Consider the following 13,261-nt stretch of genomic DNA (forward strand, 5'->3'; position numbering starts at 1 on the left):
GCAGCCCGCTTTGCTTAGTCTTTATCCATCTTTAATACAGACATAAATGCTTCCTGCGGAACATCTACTTTTCCAACGCTTTTCATCCGCTTTTTACCTTCCTTCTGCTTTTCAAGCAGCTTACGCTTCCGCGTAATGTCGCCGCCGTAGCATTTGGACAAAACGTTTTTTCTCATGGCTTTGATCGTCGAGCGGGCAATAACGCTTTTTCCAATGGTCGCCTGCACCGGCACTTCAAACTGCTGGCGCGGAATTAAATCCTTTAATTTTTCAACAATAGCTTTCCCGCGTTCATAGGCTACGTCCCGGTGGACAATAACGGACAGCGCATCCACGCTTTCTCCGTTTAACAAAATATCCATCTTCACGAGATTGCTTTCTTTAAAGCCGATAAACTCATAATCAAATGAGGCATACCCTTTCGTCTGCGACTTCAACTGGTCGAAAAAGTCGTAGACAATTTCGGTTAACGGAAGGTCGTAGACGATATTTACACGCGTATCATCCATATACTTCATGTCTTTAAATTCCCCGCGCTTAGCCTGGCAGAGCTCCATGACGGCACCCACGTAATCATTTGGCACCATGACGGTCGCTTTTACGAACGGCTCTTCCACCCATTCCACCTGCTGGGCGTCCGGCATATTGGAAGGGTTATCGATCTCTTTCATTTCACCGTCCACCATCTGCACGTGATAAATAACGCTCGGTGCAGTGGTGATCAGCTCGATATTATACTCACGCTCGATGCGCTCCTGAATAATTTCCATATGAAGCAGGCCAAGAAACCCGCAGCGGAAGCCGAAGCCGAGTGCCTGGGAGGTCTCTGCTTCAAACTGCAGCGAGCTGTCGTTAAGCTCCAGCCGTTCAAGTGCATCCCGGAGGGCGTTATACTTACTTGCATCTGTCGGGAACAGGCCGCAGAAAACCATCGGATTCATGCGTTTGTAGCCCGGCAGCGGCTCTGAAGCCGGATTGTGAGCGTTTGTAATCGTATCACCGACTCTCGAATCACCGACGTTTTTAATGCCGGCAATCAAAAATCCAACGTCTCCCACTGTCAGTTCATCGCAGGAGACTGGCTTCGGGTTAAATACGCCCACGTCCGATACTTCGAATTCCTTTCCGGTCTGCATCATCCGGATTTTTTCTCCCGGCTTGACCGTTCCTTCTTTAATCCGGATATAGGCGATAACTCCCCGGTACGTATCATATACAGAGTCGAAAATCATCCCCTGCAGAGGAGCCGAAGGGTCGCCCTGCGGAGGCGGCACCTTTTCAACGATCTGTCTTAAAATTTCGTCTGTGCCTATCCCATCCTTCGCGGAAGCAAGCACTGCCTCCGAAGCGTCCAGGCCGATAACGTCTTCGACTTCCTGTTTCACCCGCTCAGGCTCTGCGCTCGGCAGATCCACTTTATTGATGATAGGCAGAATTTCCAGATCGTTATCGAGGGCAAGATACACATTGGCGAGCGTCTGGGCTTCAATGCCCTGAGCGGCGTCTACAATCAGAAGAGCCCCCTCACAGGCTGCCAGGCTCCGCGACACTTCATAGGAAAAGTCGACGTGCCCCGGAGTGTCAATCAGGTGAAAAATGTACTCCACTCCGTCTGTATGTGTGTATTTCAGCTGTACAGAATTAAGTTTAATCGTAATACCGCGTTCTCTTTCTAAATCCATCGCATCCAGCATCTGGTCTTTCATTTCACGCTGGGTCAACGCACTGGTCGATTCTAAAATCCGGTCAGCAAGCGTCGATTTCCCGTGATCAATATGGGCGATGATCGAAAAGTTACGAATGCGCTTCTGGCGCTCAAGTTTTTCCTGCTCTTTCATTGATTCGATCACTCCTGTTATTACTACTTTGCCGTGCGTTCCGTTCGCAGAGACTAACGTCTATTATAGCAATGCCCCGCTCTTCCTTCAATGTTCGCGTTCGCTTCGCTTTAATTCTGAAAATTTCCTCCATTTAACTCTTTCCTGCTGAATCTTGCGCTCGGCCGTGATTTTTGATAGAATCCTTTTGTGCTGATAAAAGAAATGACCGGTAACTAAAGGAGGTGACCACCATGGCAAATATTAAATCCGCAAAAAAGCGCGTGATTATTAACGAAAATCAACGCGTGAAGCAGCAGGCTTTCCGTTCTTCCATGCGTTCGGCTATTAAAGAATTCGACAAAAACATCGATGCAAACAACGTTGATGCTGCGAAGAATTCCTACGCGCTCGCGATGAAGAAAGTAGACAAAGCAGCCAGCAAAAACATGATTCACAAAAACGCGGCCAACCGCGCTAAATCCAGAATGCACAAGCGCCTAAGCGCAGTAGCACAATAAGGATAAAACGACTCGGGCCCGGGTCGTTTTTTTATTGTCCAATTTTCTGTTCCGAGACAAGCTTCATAAAACAGAGCTCGAGGGCAAGCTGCTTGTCCATTTTCCCGGCCTTCATCTGATAATCTGTGGTGCTGAGCAGCTTCAGGGCTTCCTGCAGATACGAATGCGAAAATGCCGCCGCTGGCTTTTCAGCCAGCTGCACTGCATACGGATGGACTTTGATCGAACCGGCCATGCGTTTTCGCGAATAGCCCTGCTGCTTGAGGTTTTTTACATGATAAATAATACGGATCTGACGGGCAAGCAGCGCCAGAATTTTGATTGGCTCTTCTCCCTGCTTAAGCAGGTCGTAATATATGCGGAGCATCGTTTTTGCCTGCCCTTTAACTACGGCATCCACCAGTTCGAACACGTTGTCCTCCAGCGAGCGCGGCACCAGTTTATCCACTGTTTCCATCGTAACTTCCCCGCTGCCCATATACAGCTGCAGTTTTTTTGCCTCTTCGGCAAGCATCAGAAGGTCTTTGCCGGCAAGTGCAATAAAACGGTCCATGACTTCACGGTTCATTGTGAGCTGATGGGTCTGATTAAACTGCTGCATCCATTTTTTCATCGTCTCTTCGCCAGCGGCGGCGGCTTCGAGTACAACAGCCTGCTTTTTAATTTCTTTGACTACCTTTTTCCGGGCGTCAAGCTTTTCATACGGCGCGGATAGTATTAACACGGTAGTAGGGTTTGGCTGCCTGGCATATGTTTCAAGCGCCTCGATTTTATGCTCCACCTTCTCTTTTTCCCTTGCCCCCGTTAAAAAATAGCAGTTTTTAAGCACTATCACCCGCCGCTCCCCGAAAAAAGGAAGGGTTTCCGCTTCCTCCACAGCAATTTCCACCGGCGTTTCGCGCATATCGAATGTAGACAGGTTGAATTCTCTTTCCTCTTCCGCCAATGCTTTTCCGATAATTTTCTGCTGAATATCCTGAATCATATAGCCTTCTTCACCCTGCAAAAGATAGAATGGCTGCACGTCCTCCTGCTGTATCTGCTTTTCCATCGTTATATAATCCATCTGCTCACACTTTCCGAACGTATTCTCCTTCTATTTTATCGTATTTTCTTTCTCATTCCTACGAGAAACACTGACTTAATTGCACGCTGGAAGCATTTCCTCTCTTGCCGTACGTATACCGGGCTGCTCCCGGGAAGAGGTAATAAACTGAATGGCTCCCTGAAGATCCGTACGCCATACGTTCACTCCCGCTTCTTCCAGTATTTTGAGAGGCTCTGGATGAGGATGGCCAAAGCGGTTGCAGTAGCCCGCTGATATAACTGCATGCTCCGGCTGCACCGCTGCCACGAAATCCTCGTCTGTGGACGTGCTGCTGCCGTGATGGCCCGTTTTTAAAACATCAACCTGCAGTCCCGGATAAGTCTGCACTATCTGTTTTTCCTGTTCGGCGGAGACGTCTCCGGTCAGCAGCCAGCGCTTTCCGTTAAGCTCAAAATACAAAACAATAGAACGATCGTTTTTGTCTTCCCATTCACCTTTAGGATGCAGGACATAAAAGGACGTATCCCCAATATGGTGACTTTCCCCGCCTCCGACGAGCCTGATATCTGTGTGCTCGTCAAACGCTGCCAAAAGCTCCCGTTCCCCGTCCTCGTACTGGGCACTTCTGCCGTACCAGAGTTCATCGGTCGGTACATGCTCCACCACGTATTTCAGACCATTCACATGATCGGCGTCACCGTGCGTCGCCACTACTGTGTTCAAATTTCGTATTCCCCGGTATTTTAAGTATTCCGCGACGACTGCCTTACCGGGATCAAAGGGAGACTCCTGCTCCTGCCACTCTTCGTCGTTAAAGCTTACCCGCCCGCCTCCGTCAACAACAATCACCCCCTGCCGGTAAGGCAGTTCGATTACTGTGCTGTCCCCCTGCCCGACGTCAAGGTATGTTACTCTTCCCCGGCCGTCCATGTAAGGAGCTGTCCACTGCCAGACTGCTGCCGCAAGCATGACTGCTGCTGACAGATACACAGCTGCCTTTCGCATATTTTTATTCCACGCCATAATAAACACTGTGCATCCCGCCGCGTATACAACGGTAAAAACAAGCCCCGGTTTTCCGAGAAGCACCGTCGACCAGGACATACCCGCCAGATAGATAAAAAGCTCGTGCATCCAATCGATTCCTGAAAACACTAAAGAAAAGATTTCGGGAGGAGAAGCAATAAAAAAGGAGAGAAGATAATTCAAAAATAGAAAGGGAAGGACGAGGAATAAAAGAATCGGAGTGAACAGAAAATTAATGAGTACATTCCAAAGAGAAAATTGATAAAAATTCCATAAAATTACAGGGAGAGAGACAAGCATCGATGAACCGGCGACCCAGACCATATTCATCCATTTCCCGGCGGCTGCCATTCTTTTTCTGCAAAGAAGCAGATGCCCGCTTAGTAAAAAGGAAAGCTGAAAACCGATATGAAAAAGATAGCCAGGATTAAGGACAAGCATAGTCCCCATCACCGTCAAAAGAATAATTACCGGATCCATGCGCCGTCCGCGAGGCCCCCATTTCTGCCAGCCAATAAACAATCCCGCAGCAAGGGCCGCACGAAGCACCGAGGGAGCCCCTCCGGTCAGAACAGCATATACAGGGAGAAGGCAGAGGACCACCGTATAGGAGCGCTCTTTCGTCACCCCGATTCGTTTCAGCAAAAAAAATACAGCTCCGCTGACAATAGCAACATGCATGCCGGAAACGACAAGCACATGCACAAGACCGAGCGAGCGGTATGCTTCCTCCACCTCCCCGGCCATTGACGTGCGGTCTCCAAACAGCAGAGAACCCGCCAGCCCACCGGCCTGTTCGGGAAAGAACCCTTCAATCCGCTGCATCTGATGGGCACGGAACCGCTCGAGGTTGTCCACAGCTCCCCCCGATCGTGCAAAGCATTCCACGTTCTGGCTGTTTTCCACCGTAAACAGCCAATGCATTTTTTCCCAGTACAGATAAGTCTGATAGCTGAACCCGCCGGGATTGCCAGCAGCCGATGGTCCCTTCATTTCCCCGCTCCATCGGCACTGCTCTCCCGGGAGGAGATTTTTGCTCTGCTGCAGCTCTTCTTCAGTGTCAAACCACCACGTAACCGGCACAGTCTCTCCCTGATCCGTCCGCAGATCAAAACGGGCCCTGCCGCCGTCATACATTAAAGGCGAAGCTATGGTGCCGGTAATTTCAGTCTCGGTACCGTCAAAAAAAGAATCGTTGTGTTCCACCCAGTACCACGAGCTTCCGGCAAAAACGAGCATCAGCGCTGCACCAGCAGCAAATATCCCAAAGCGCCTCAGCATTATCCATCCAGCGCCGAAGCAAAACCAAATAATCCCCCACACCCAGAAGTCTCCGCGGAGCAGCATTCCGACCGGGGCTGTCATAGATATAAGTATCCAAAGGACGGGGATCGTTTTCACCCCCTATTTGTTAAATACTAGAATAGAAAAAAAGAAAGGGCCTGCCCCGCGAGGCAGGCTTTGTCGTTCGTGGTTTATTTCTGGCTTTCCTGGAGAGCTTCTTCTAAATCCCGGAGAATGTCGTCTATATGTTCGATGCCGACAGAGACCCGTATAAGGTCTGCCGATACCCCTGCTGCGTGCTGATCCTCCTCAGAAAGCTGCTGATGCGTGGTACTTGCCGGATGAATAACTAATGACTTTGCGTCTCCGACATTCGCTACGTGCGAATGCAGATTACAGGCCTCGATAAATTTTTTCCCTTCGGCAAGCCCACCCTTGATACCAAAGGTCAAAATGGCCCCTTTTCCTTTCGGGAGGTATTTTTCCGCTGTAGCATACGTATCATGCGAAGAAAGCCCCGGGTAGTTCACCCAGTCCACCAGCTCATGCTGCTCCAGAAATGACGCTGTCTTTTCGGCGTTTTCGCAGTGGCGCTCCATTCGCAGATGAAGCGTTTCAAGACCCTGCAGAAGCAAAAACGAGTTCATTGGAGAGATTGCCGGCCCTAAATCACGCAGCAGCTGCACGCGTGCTTTTAAAATATAAGCCATTTCTCCAGCCGCTTCGGTAAAGACAACGCCGTGATAGCTTGGATCCGGCTCTGTAAGACCAGGGAATTTGCCGTTATCCCAGTTGAACTTTCCACTGTCCACAATCACGCCGCCAATAGTGGTGCCGTGCCCTCCTATAAATTTCGTGGCCGAATGAACGACAATATCCGCCCCGTAGTCAATGGGCCGGCATAAAATAGGTGTTACTGTCGTCGCATCCACTATTAAAGGCAAGCCGTTATCGTGAGCCACCCCGGCAATTTTTTCGATATCGAGTACATTGCCATTGGGATTTCCAATAATTTCGCTGAATATTAATTTTGTATTTTCATTTATCTTTTCCTCATACGCTTGCGGGTCAGTACCATCCACAAGGTGGACCCGAATGCCCATTTTCGGAAGCGTATGCATAAACATGTTATACGTTCCGCCGTACAAACCGCTCGAAGCGACAATTTCATCCCCGGCGCTGCAAATGTTCAAAACGGCAATATGAATGGCGGAGCTGCCGCTTGCAGTAGCGAGCGCACCAATGCCTCCATCCAGAGCAGCCATTCGTTTTTCGAACACATCGGAGGTTGGATTCATGATTCGGGTGTAAATGTTTCCAAACTCCTGAAGGCCGAATAAATCTGCGGCATGGTCGGTATCGTTAAATTCATAGGACGTTGTCTGATAAATAGGCACCGCTCTTGCGTTAGTGGCCGGATCAGGGATCTGGCCGGCATGTACGGAAAGTGTTTCAAGTTTCCAGTCTTTATGTTCTTCCACGGGAAAGCTCCTTTCTCTTGAAGCAATAGTTTTTCTCCCTTAACTTTATCAGACTATTTCGAAAAGTAAATATTAGAGAGAAATGTAATCCCGCAGCTGTTCCACTGTCTTTTCCCCAATTCCGCTCACATTGGACAATTCTTCTATCGTTTCAAAGGAACCGTTTTCTTTTCGATAGCTTAAAATAGCTGTGGCTTTTGCCGGGCCGATTCCTGGTACGGTTTCCAAATCCACCTGCTCCGCCTCATTCACATTGACCAGAGCCCCTTCACCACTGCTTTCTTCAACCGGGCCGGTAATTGCTTCTTCCCCTTCTCCGGGTATGTGAATGACCATCTCATCCTCTATTCTTTCTGCAAGATTCACCTGAAGCATATCCGCCCTGTCAGTGATTCCGCCTGCCTTCTGAATCGCTTCTTCCACTCTCTCATCTGCCTGAAGGGTATAAACACCCGGGGCATGCACTTCGCCCTTTACATCGACACGGACTTCTATGTCTGGATCTTCGGTTTCTTTATCAGAATCACTTCCTGGTGTCTTTTCCTGCTCGTTTTCATCCAATTGATTTTCCCACGGAACAGGTTCCTGCGTTTCCGCCTGTTCCCTGGGCACTCCGCTCCAGAATAATAGAAACATAATTCCAAGGCACACGGCTCCGCCGGCGCTGACTGCAATTAATTTCCAACGGCTCGTCAAGGAAAGCATCAACTCCAGATTCTTTTTATTTGTTTAACTAGTATAGGAAAATTCGGGAGAGGAGATGGGGGGAAGGGCCCCCGTATTACAGAGGAGAGTATTCACTTCTACATATTACAATATTTTACACTATTTGTCTGTTTTTTTCGCCAAAAAGAATATACGCTCGCTTTCTTCATCTGGAAAATCAGCTGTGAAGTCGGCTGTAATACGAACATTCGAAAAGCCCGCTTCCTCCAGCCACTCTTTGTATTCATTAACAGCAAACGTCCGCTGTATATGATCTTCATCGTACCGACTGTAGGTGCCGTCTGCATTTTTTGAAAAGATAGTCAGCTCATGCTCGACTTCCCAGGTTTGTTCCGAGGGATACACATCCCATATAAAAGACACCTCTTCATCGTTATCCGCAAAAGAGACCTCAGACAAAATATCCTCTATGTAGTGAATGGAATGAACGTCAAACATAAAAACCCCGCCTGCTTCGAGATGGTTATAAACACCGGCAAAGGTGGATTTCACATCCTCCGCTTCCGTTAAATAGTTCAGGGAATCACAAAAACAAAAAATAAGCTGATACATATTTGGCGTATCCAGAAACCTCATATCCTGCTGAAACAATACAGGTCTTTCTCCTGAAGCATTCCATTTCTGCGCTGCCACTGCAAGCATGTCTGCTGAAAGATCCATGCCGTCGGCCCGGAAGCCTTCGCTGTAAAGACGTTTCACGATCTCGCCTGTACCACATCCAAGCTCAAGCATCCTTGCGCTCCTCGCCGGAGCTTCTTTTAATACAGCCTCTTTCCAGGCATCGTACGGAGCCTCTGCCATCAGCCGGTCATACACTTCGGCAAAGCCGTTATACATTGAGTGAGTCATCCTGCACTTCCCTTCGTTTAAATTAGAAAAAGGCCTGATTTTTCAGGCCTTTCAGGCGTTTATTGTTACTGGGAAAGTACCGTTCCGAGTTCCACGTAGACAGCATCGCCCCATAATTTTTCAAGGTTGTAATAATCTCTTTCGTCTTCATGAAAAATGTGCACGACGACGTCCCCGAGATCGATCAGCACCCACTTTGCTTCGTTATATCCTTCAAGCCTCTGGACGTCGAGGCCCTGCTTGTGTGCAGCCTTTTTCAATTCTGTGGCAATTGCCTGGACCTGCTTTTCTGATGTGCCGTGTCCGATAACAAAATAATCTGCGACCGGCGAAACACCTCTCATGTCCAGTGCAACGATATCATGTGCATTCTTGCTGTCAGCAGTTTGTACCGCTAATTCAAGCAGTTCTTTTTCGTTCATCTACAGACCTCCATTATTTGCGTTCCATCACCAGATCGTTGTATGCGGCAAGCGTATCTGGAAATACAGGAACATTTTTTGAAATTAAAAATTGAATCGTGTTTCCAAGAGCCATCACGATGGCAGCATCTATATCTGATTCTGCCGCCTCCCGGACTTCTTCCACACCAGGAAATGTCCGGTTTGGTTCTATATAATCCGCTAAAAACAGCACCTTTTCATAAGCGGTCATGTCTGGTTTTCCGGTTGTATGCCAATAAATAGAAGAAACAATATCCGCGTCTGCAATCCCGGCTTCTGTCTGAATGAAATAAGCGCCAGCCGGGGCATGAAGCAGTTCGTCCCCATAGGCGATAAACCTGCCAGCTTCTTCTTTCCCGCGGAGCAGCTCACGCATCTCATCGACAGGACGGTATTTAGCATAGTCATGCAAAATAGCTGCCATCTCTACTTTATTATAATCGATATCAAACCGTTCTGCCAAATATAAAGCGGTCTTCCGGACGCCGAGCGTGTGCTTGTATCTGCTTTCCGTCAATTGTTCTTTAACGATTTGAAGGGCTTCATTTTTGTCCATACAATTTTTTCCTCTCAATCTCTTTTAATACGTTACCCGGCACAATATAGCGGACAGTTTCGCCGTCCCTGAGCCTGCGGCGTATCATCGAAGAAGAAACGTGCATCGTAGGAGCTTCCACCTGGGTCAGCCACGAAGGCTTATGACCGTTGTAGCCGGGACGGTTCACAAATATAAATTCGACCAGCCTGCGCAGCTTTTCGATATCCTTCCATTTATCCATCTGATCTGCCATGTCGCCGCCGACCAAAAAGAAAAACTCCGTTCCCGGTGCCTGCTCTTTAAAGTAACGTACGGTATCGATTGTATACGAGGGCCCGCCGCGTTCAATCTCCACAGAGGAAGTGCGAAACCCCGCGTTATCTTCAATCGCTGCTTCTACAAGCATCAGACGCTCTTCCCCGGAAATCATATTCTCCCTTTGCTTATGCGGCGGTGTGTGAACTGGGATAAACCAGACTTCATCCAGATTTAATGCATTTTTTGCCTCTTCCGCCATAATCAGATGAGCTAAATGCGGCGGATCAAATGTGCCTCCGAACAGGCCGATACGTTCACTCATAATAGGCTCTCCTTGTTTACTTTGGAAGTTCAATCCCAGGATTGTCTTTCGATCTCCGGTACAGTACGATCGTGTTTCCAATCACCTGCACGACTTCGGCTCCTGTACCTTCGGCAAGCTCAGATGCCACTTCATGCTTATCCTCCATGCAGTTCTGCAGAAGGTTTACTTTCAGAATTTCTCTTTTTTCAATCGCTTCGTCCACGTGTGTAATAATTTGTTCATTCATGCCTTCTTTTCCAATTTGAAAAAGCGGCTTTAATGAATGTGCTTCTCTGCGCAATGTACGCTTTTGTTTATTATTAAGCATTATTTTCTCCTTTTAGATGATCTTCAACAAGCGCCTGCATTGCTTGACGGTCCGGTTCCTCTCCCGTCCAGTACTTAAACGCAAGCGCTCCCTGATTAACAAACATTCCACTTCCATTCAATGTATCGAGTCCTGCCTCCCGGGCATCCTTTAACCATCTGGTTTCCCACGGGTTATAGATGAGGTCGCTGCACAATGCAGAAGCTTTTACATTTTCGAGAGACCAGGGGGACTTATTGATCTCAGGGCTCATCCCAATCGAAGTCGTGTTAATCAGTATATCGAATTCATGATTTCTGCTTTCTGCTTCTTCTTTCGCTGCTACCCTGACAGCGGCTGCATTTTTCAGATGGCTTTTCAGCTGTTCTGCCTTTTCCTGCGTGCGGTTCACGATAGTAATGCTCTCAGGGCCGCGCAGGCTTAATGCGTAGCATACTGCCCGCGCTGCTCCGCCCGCTCCAATCACGAGGATGTTGGCATTTTTAATTTGATCCAATGAACGTATGGCCAGTAAAGATTCAAGATAGCCTTCCCCGTCCGTATTATAGCCGACAAGGGCATCCTTTTCTCTTACGACAGTGTTCACCGCGCCGATTTTTTCGGCCGAGGGATCAAGCCTGTCGATATAGTTCATCACATTCACTTTGTGGGGGATGGTAATGTTAAAGCCGGCAGCGCCGAGCTGCCGAAGGGCCTGCACGCCTTTTTCCAGCTCTTCTTCCCGTATATCAAACAAATGGTAGTACCCGTCGATGCCGAGCCTCCCAAACTGCTCATTATGCATTTGCGGGGACAGCGAATGCCCGAGCGGATGGCCGATTAAGCCGAGCAGCGTTTTTGGCAATTAAATCACCGCCTCCCGTTTTGATACTCCTGTGCCGACCGGCACGTAAATATCTACGGAAGCACGGGGGTTTGTTACCGTAATCCACCCGAGCCCCTGCACAACAATGTCTGTCTTTTCCTCTTTAATTTCAATCCGGTGCTTCGTTAGTTCCGGCGCATCTTCCACGCGGTACGGCGGCGTTAATACATCCCCGACCCTGTCCGGGTGGAGGCGGTCAGCGTTATCCTGCTTGGTACGGTGCACCGGAAGCCGGTTGGACATAAACACCACAAATGAATTAGGGTCGCCTTCGACGAAATCCATGCGTACGTAACCGCCGATAAATATTGTCTGTCCGCTTTCAAGCTGGTACACTTTCGGCTTTAATTCCTTTTCCGGAATGAATTCTTTTCGCTCCTTGAGGCTCCGCTTGCGCCCGAACTGCTTATCATTGATAAGGCCGGGAGTATCATACAGACTCGTCTGCTCATCTAAAGGGACTTCAATCATATCAAGCGTCGTTCCCGGAAAATGAGAAGTGGTGATATCCTGCTCTTCATTTTCGCCGAATTCAGCAATCAGTGCGTTAATAAATGTCGATTTACCAACATTTGTACATCCGGTGACATACACGTCCCGGCCGTTTCTCAGCTCTTCAATACTCGAAGCGGCTTCCTGGATACCCTGTTTATTTTTGGCACTCAGCAAAACAACGTCCTTCGGCTTTAACCCCTGCTGCTTTGCCTGGCGGCGAATCCAGTGGAGAAGCTTATTTTCATTTAAAGAGTGCGGCAGCAGATCCGTTTTGTTCACCATCAGCAGCACTGGGTTATCTCCGACGTATCTTTGAAAGCCGGGAATCCAGCTGCCTTCAAAATCAAACACATCAACGATTTTTACAATAAGCGCCTTTTTTCTGCCAAGCTCATGCAGTTTATCACGGAAATCCTGATCCTCCATGTCCACATCCTGGACTTCGTTATAATGCTTCAAACGAAAACAACGCTGGCAGATCACTGTCGCTCTGTCTACTAGCGCTGATGTCGGGACATACCCGGCTTTATTTTTATTCTCATTTTGAATAGGCGCCCCGCATCCGGCGCAGTGCAGCTCTTCGGTCATTGTGTATCCTCCCATTGAATTAATCCTCTGTCTTTTAACCGCTTCATTACCAGTCGTTCTACCTTCCGGTTGATTTTTGTCAGGAAGCCGTCGTTTTGAGCTACCGGAACGACCAGCACTGTATAAAATCCGGCCCGGTTTCCCCCGAACACGTCCGTCAGGACCTGGTCTCCTACTACCACCACTTCACGCTTTTTAAGTCCCATCCGCCTGGTCGCTTTTCGAAACGCCCGGCCCATGGGCTTTTTAGCCGAATGGATGAAATGAATACCGTTTGGCTCTGAAAATGAGCGGACACGGTGCTCGGAATTGTTGGAGACAATAGTTACCTGAAAACCCTGCTCCTGTAAAAAGAAAAACCAATCATCAAGCTCGCTTGTTATATCCGGCCGGTCCCATTCTACCAGAGTATTATCCAAATCAGTGATAATACCTTTTATATTATTCTCACGCAGATGTTCCAGATCGAGATCTAAAACACTCGGCAGGTATTCATTTGGCATAAATCGCTTAATCAAAATCCCGTCCCCCTTCGAGCAGGCCTGCTTTAACTTCCGGCCTGCAGCTGACTGTAATATTAGACGCACCTATTTCTTCTATTTTAACAAATCCTTATCCAAATATCGCAATAACTTAACGCCGTTTCCGTCATATGCCCATATGCCGTACAAACAGCAAGTATAACCGTCA

Annotated in this window: 14 protein-coding genes; 1 reads left to right on the forward strand and 13 read right to left on the reverse strand. The window is 48.3% G+C overall.

Going from position 1 to position 13,261, the window contains the following annotated elements; translation table 11 throughout:
• Window positions 1-14: 14 nt before the first annotated feature.
• A complete protein-coding gene (gene lepA, locus SIC45_RS10180) occupies window positions 15-1,838 on the reverse strand; it encodes a translation elongation factor 4 (protein ID WP_298787966.1) in 1,824 nt (607 codons plus the stop codon).
• 233 nt (window positions 1,839-2,071) lie between these two features.
• Here lepA and rpsT point away from each other — a divergent pair, with 233 nt between their 5' ends.
• The gene (rpsT, locus tag SIC45_RS10185) at window positions 2,072-2,338 is read left to right on the forward strand and encodes a 30S ribosomal protein S20 (protein ID WP_091611924.1); all 267 of its coding nucleotides are present in this window, start codon (window positions 2,072-2,074) and stop codon (window positions 2,336-2,338) included.
• 31 nt (window positions 2,339-2,369) lie between these two features.
• Here the strand turns inward: rpsT and holA are convergent, their stop codons facing one another.
• From holA to SIC45_RS10245, 12 genes are all read right to left on the reverse strand, one after another.
• Window positions 2,370-3,389 carry a DNA polymerase III subunit delta gene (gene holA, locus SIC45_RS10190; RefSeq protein ID WP_319632075.1) on the reverse strand — a complete coding sequence of 340 codons (1,020 nt, stop codon included), beginning with the start codon at window positions 3,387-3,389 and terminating at the stop codon, window positions 2,370-2,372.
• Window positions 3,390-3,479: 90 nt separating this feature from the next.
• Entirely contained in the window at window positions 3,480-5,777 is a 2,298-nt protein-coding gene (locus SIC45_RS10195) for a DNA internalization-related competence protein ComEC/Rec2 (protein WP_319632076.1), read from the reverse strand.
• Window positions 5,778-5,887: 110 nt separating this feature from the next.
• Window positions 5,888-7,177, reverse strand: coding sequence for a homocysteine synthase (locus tag SIC45_RS10200; RefSeq protein WP_319632077.1), 1,290 nt, complete (start codon window positions 7,175-7,177; stop codon window positions 5,888-5,890).
• Between the two features lie 72 nt (window positions 7,178-7,249).
• The gene (locus SIC45_RS10205) at window positions 7,250-7,873 is read right to left on the reverse strand and encodes a helix-hairpin-helix domain-containing protein (protein WP_319632078.1); all 624 of its coding nucleotides are present in this window, start codon (window positions 7,871-7,873) and stop codon (window positions 7,250-7,252) included.
• A gap of 129 nt (window positions 7,874-8,002) precedes the next feature.
• Entirely contained in the window at window positions 8,003-8,752 is a 750-nt protein-coding gene (locus SIC45_RS10210; protein WP_319632079.1) for a class I SAM-dependent DNA methyltransferase, read from the reverse strand.
• Between the two features lie 65 nt (window positions 8,753-8,817).
• Entirely contained in the window at window positions 8,818-9,174 is a 357-nt protein-coding gene (rsfS, locus tag SIC45_RS10215; RefSeq protein ID WP_319632080.1) for a ribosome silencing factor, read from the reverse strand.
• Window positions 9,175-9,187: 13 nt separating this feature from the next.
• On the reverse strand, window positions 9,188-9,751 hold the full coding sequence (gene yqeK, locus SIC45_RS10220; protein ID WP_319632081.1) for a bis(5'-nucleosyl)-tetraphosphatase (symmetrical) YqeK: 564 nt from the start codon (window positions 9,749-9,751) through the stop codon (window positions 9,188-9,190).
• Window positions 9,738-10,313, reverse strand: coding sequence for a nicotinate-nucleotide adenylyltransferase (locus SIC45_RS10225; RefSeq protein WP_319632082.1), 576 nt, complete (start codon window positions 10,311-10,313; stop codon window positions 9,738-9,740). The genes yqeK and SIC45_RS10225 overlap by 14 nt, the downstream gene beginning before the upstream one ends.
• Before the next feature lie 16 nt (window positions 10,314-10,329).
• Window positions 10,330-10,623 (reverse strand): ribosome assembly RNA-binding protein YhbY, encoded by a 294-nt coding sequence (gene yhbY / locus SIC45_RS10230; protein WP_298787985.1) that lies wholly within the window; start codon window positions 10,621-10,623, stop codon window positions 10,330-10,332.
• Entirely contained in the window at window positions 10,616-11,467 is an 852-nt protein-coding gene (gene aroE / locus SIC45_RS10235) for a shikimate dehydrogenase (protein WP_319632083.1), read from the reverse strand. The genes yhbY and aroE overlap by 8 nt, the downstream gene beginning before the upstream one ends.
• Window positions 11,468-12,571 (reverse strand): ribosome biogenesis GTPase YqeH, encoded by a 1,104-nt coding sequence (gene yqeH, locus SIC45_RS10240; RefSeq protein WP_319632084.1) that lies wholly within the window; start codon window positions 12,569-12,571, stop codon window positions 11,468-11,470.
• On the reverse strand, window positions 12,568-13,086 hold the full coding sequence (locus SIC45_RS10245; RefSeq protein WP_298788193.1) for a YqeG family HAD IIIA-type phosphatase: 519 nt from the start codon (window positions 13,084-13,086) through the stop codon (window positions 12,568-12,570). Before SIC45_RS10245 ends, yqeH begins: the two co-directional genes overlap by 4 nt.
• Between the last annotated feature and the right edge of the window lie 175 nt (window positions 13,087-13,261).

The sequence above is a fragment of the Marinococcus sp. PL1-022 genome (genome assembly GCF_033845285.1).
Taxonomy (GTDB): domain Bacteria; phylum Bacillota; class Bacilli; order Bacillales; family Marinococcaceae; genus Marinococcus.

Coding starts and splice junctions, on each gene's coding strand:
- lepA (WP_298787966.1), bottom strand. CDS start 1,838: ATGAAAGAGCAGGAAAAACTTGAGCGCCAGAAGCGCATTCGTAACTTT.
- rpsT (WP_091611924.1), top strand. CDS start 2,072: ATGGCAAATATTAAATCCGCAAAAAAGCGCGTGATTATTAACGAAAAT.
- holA (WP_319632075.1), bottom strand. CDS start 3,389: ATGGAAAAGCAGATACAGCAGGAGGACGTGCAGCCATTCTATCTTTTG.
- SIC45_RS10195 (WP_319632076.1), bottom strand. CDS start 5,777: ATGACAGCCCCGGTCGGAATGCTGCTCCGCGGAGACTTCTGGGTGTGG.
- SIC45_RS10210 (WP_319632079.1), bottom strand. CDS start 8,752: ATGACTCACTCAATGTATAACGGCTTTGCCGAAGTGTATGACCGGCTG.
- rsfS (WP_319632080.1), bottom strand. CDS start 9,174: ATGAACGAAAAAGAACTGCTTGAATTAGCGGTACAAACTGCTGACAGC.
- yqeK (WP_319632081.1), bottom strand. CDS start 9,751: ATGGACAAAAATGAAGCCCTTCAAATCGTTAAAGAACAATTGACGGAA.
- SIC45_RS10225 (WP_319632082.1), bottom strand. CDS start 10,313: ATGAGTGAACGTATCGGCCTGTTCGGAGGCACATTTGATCCGCCGCAT.
- yhbY (WP_298787985.1), bottom strand. CDS start 10,623: ATGCTTAATAATAAACAAAAGCGTACATTGCGCAGAGAAGCACATTCA.
- yqeH (WP_319632084.1), bottom strand. CDS start 12,571: ATGACCGAAGAGCTGCACTGCGCCGGATGCGGGGCGCCTATTCAAAAT.